Raw genomic sequence first — 2,857 nt, 5'->3', positions numbered from 1 at the left:
TTGTTGATTAACCCTACTCGGTATAAGAGATGAGATAAATCGATATAAAGATCGCTTCACGTCTGCAATATAAAACTCACCATTTGTGTTACAACAGGTATTTGCACGCTAATACATGGCAAAGAAAATGAAGAAGCAGTTTAAGGCCCATAAGGGCCTTTTTTTATACGTGTATATTTTTGTAGTTAAGTTGTTGGAATAAGGTATCTCTGAGGTAATGTATGGTTCAGCGAATTGTTATCGTAGGTGGTGGGGCTGCAGGGTTAGCGTTGGCTTCAAAATTGGGACGAAAATTTGGTAAAAACCCGTTAGTTGATATTAGTTTAATAGATAAAAATACCGTTCACATTTGGAAGCCCAAATTGCACGAAGTGGCAGTTGGTGTCATTGATCAATCAATTGAAGGGCTACAGTATCGAGATCACGGTTTAAAGAACGGTTACCGATATATTCGTGGCGCTATTGATCAATGTGATCCGAATACCAAACAAATCCAGCTGGCTCCAGTGTACAACGATGAAGGTGAGATCATTATTGCTGCGCGCAATATTGAATATGATACGCTTGTTTTAGCATTGGGAGGCGTTTCAAATAGCTTTAATACACCAGGCGCTGAAAAACATTGTATTTTCTTAGACAGCTTAGATAGTGCTAATCTGTTTCATCATAAGCTCATGGATGCACTATTACAGCTTAATGAAACCCAAGACCAGTTAGGTATAGGTATTGTAGGAGCTGGCGCCACAGGCGTTGAGCTTGCAGCTGAACTTCATCATGTTATTGAATCAGTAAGAGAGTATGGCTACCAAAATATTTCTAAAGATCATTTAGACATAAACTTAATTGAAGCATCAAGCAAAATCCTCCCGCAATTACCAGAGCAAGTCAGTACAAGAGCACAAACTGTACTGTCAAAGTTAGGCGTTAAATTGCATTTAGGTGTGCAGGTTAAAGAAGTCACTAAAGAAGGTTTCGTTACAGCGACTGGCGAGACTATCAAAGCCAACATTAAAGTATGGGCAGCAGGCGTAAAAGGTCCGAAAGTTTTTGAACACTTTACTCAACTTCCGATCACTCCCCGTAATCAAATTGATGTAGATGATTGTATGCATGTTAAAGGCATTGATGATATTTACGCCTTAGGTGACTGTGCGCAACTTATTTTACCATCAGGTAAACCTGTGCCACCAAGAGCCCAGGCGGCAGCCCAAATGGCCGATTGCCTTTATGCCAATATTTGCTTGAAGATGAAACAACAACCAGAAAAGCCTTTCGTGTATAAGGACTATGGCTCATTGGTTTCACTTAGTCGTTTTTCAGCAGTGGGTAATTTAATGGGCAGTCTACGTTCAGGAGACTTTTTTGTTGAAGGTCATATCGCGCGTTTGATGTATATTTCGCTTTATCAGCGTCATTTAGCCAGTTTATATGGCTGGTTCTCGGCCTCAGTATATCGTATTGCGCAAAAATTACTGCGCTGGCAACGTCCTAAACTTAAGTTGCATTAAACGAGTTTATGTTGATAAACATCAGAAAGCCTCTATTGATAGAGGCTTTCTGGTGTTATGTAGGCGAGGTTGTTGAGTTACGAATAACCGGTGTTGGAGTAAAGCATCTGAACGTTTCAGTTGTTTGATTTTTGCGTTTATCAATTAACAGTTGCGTCGCAATTTGAGCAATTTCGATATTGGGTTGATGGACTGTGGTTAATTTAGGCCATGTTTGACGAGAGAATGGGCTATCTTCAAAACCGACAATAGATAGTTCTGTTGGAATATCGAGTCCAGCTAAGCGCGCTGCAAATAATGCACCAGCGGCGATCTCATCGTTACAGGCAACAATGGCAGTCGGCCGTTTAGCCATAGCAATGAGTTTATTTGCACCAGCTAAACCTGACTCGAATGAGTATTCCCCTTCAAGCACCCAATCAGTATTTAGAATTAGAGAGTTGTTTTTTAACGCTTTCTTAAATCCAAGTAATCGCTCTTTTGTTGATTCATGTTGTAAATCACCACTAAGAAATGCAATGTGTTTATGGCCCAAATCAATAAGATGTTGAGTAATTTCAACCGCACCTCTTTGGTCATTAACCAATACCGTCAATCCGTTACTATTGATGATCTTTTCACCAGCAATAATTTTAACGTAATTAGCACCTATTTGGTCTAAGGCTGCCAAAATATTAGGGTCTTCGGACATCGGTGGTGTAAGTACCAACCCTGCCAATCTAGCATGCTTAACCATAGTGGTCAGCTCATCACAAATGGTCTCGGATTTTGCATTACATGGATGAATAAGTAATTCAAATCCTCTGTCTTTACAGGCAGATAAAATACCGTTTTGCATATCAATGACATAATACGCATTGGGGTTATCGTAAATAAAACCAATAACATACGAGCTAGTGCTCGCTAAATTTCTTGCTGCTAAATTAGGTTGGTAATTTAATGCTGTTATCGCTTGGTTTACTTTATCAATGGTGGCTTGTTTTACTGAGGGTTCTTTATTTGTCACCCGTGAAACAGTTTTTATCGATACGCCGGCATATTTTGCGACGTCGTTAATCGTTACTTTCATGTCAGAAATGACTCTTCATTCAGGCGAAACACCACTCAACAAGGCAAATTGCCGCAACATTAAATGGGTTATTTGTCTGCTAATAGTGCGAGTTTTTGTATAAATTGGCAATCCTCAATTTCATTTCTACTCATATTACGACATTTATTACCATTAAAAATACATACTGTCTAAAATCATTTTCCTATCTATATAAATGTTTTTTAATGATTTGTTATTTTTTTTAGGTTGTTTATCAAGCAAAAAAATTAATGAATTAGCAGGATCGGTTATATTTTTG

2 protein-coding genes are annotated in these 2,857 nt (G+C 38.6%); one reads left to right on the top strand and one right to left on the bottom strand.

Annotated features, from left to right (window positions below):
* Positions 1-221 precede the first annotated feature (221 nt).
* On the top strand, positions 222-1,508 hold the full coding sequence (locus H5185_RS21635) for an NAD(P)/FAD-dependent oxidoreductase (protein ID WP_182698351.1): 1,287 nt from the start codon (positions 222-224) through the stop codon (positions 1,506-1,508).
* A gap of 55 nt (positions 1,509-1,563) precedes the next feature.
* On the opposite strand, the gene H5185_RS21630 is transcribed toward H5185_RS21635, so the two are convergent.
* Positions 1,564-2,577 carry a LacI family DNA-binding transcriptional regulator gene (locus tag H5185_RS21630; protein WP_182698352.1) on the bottom strand — a complete coding sequence of 338 codons (1,014 nt, stop codon included), beginning with the start codon at positions 2,575-2,577 and terminating at the stop codon, positions 1,564-1,566.
* Between the last annotated feature and the right edge of the window lie 280 nt (positions 2,578-2,857).

The sequence above is a fragment of the Shewanella sp. SG44-6 genome (assembly GCF_014164185.1).
In the GTDB taxonomy this organism is placed as follows: Bacteria; Pseudomonadota; Gammaproteobacteria; order Enterobacterales; family Shewanellaceae; genus Shewanella; species Shewanella vesiculosa.
Note: the sequence above shows the minus strand (reverse complement) of the source record. Positions and strands in the feature narration are given on the sequence as shown.

Coding starts and splice junctions, on each gene's coding strand:
- H5185_RS21635 (WP_182698351.1), top strand. CDS start 222: ATGGTTCAGCGAATTGTTATCGTAGGTGGTGGGGCTGCAGGGTTAGCG.
- H5185_RS21630 (WP_182698352.1), bottom strand. CDS start 2,577: ATGAAAGTAACGATTAACGACGTCGCAAAATATGCCGGCGTATCGATA.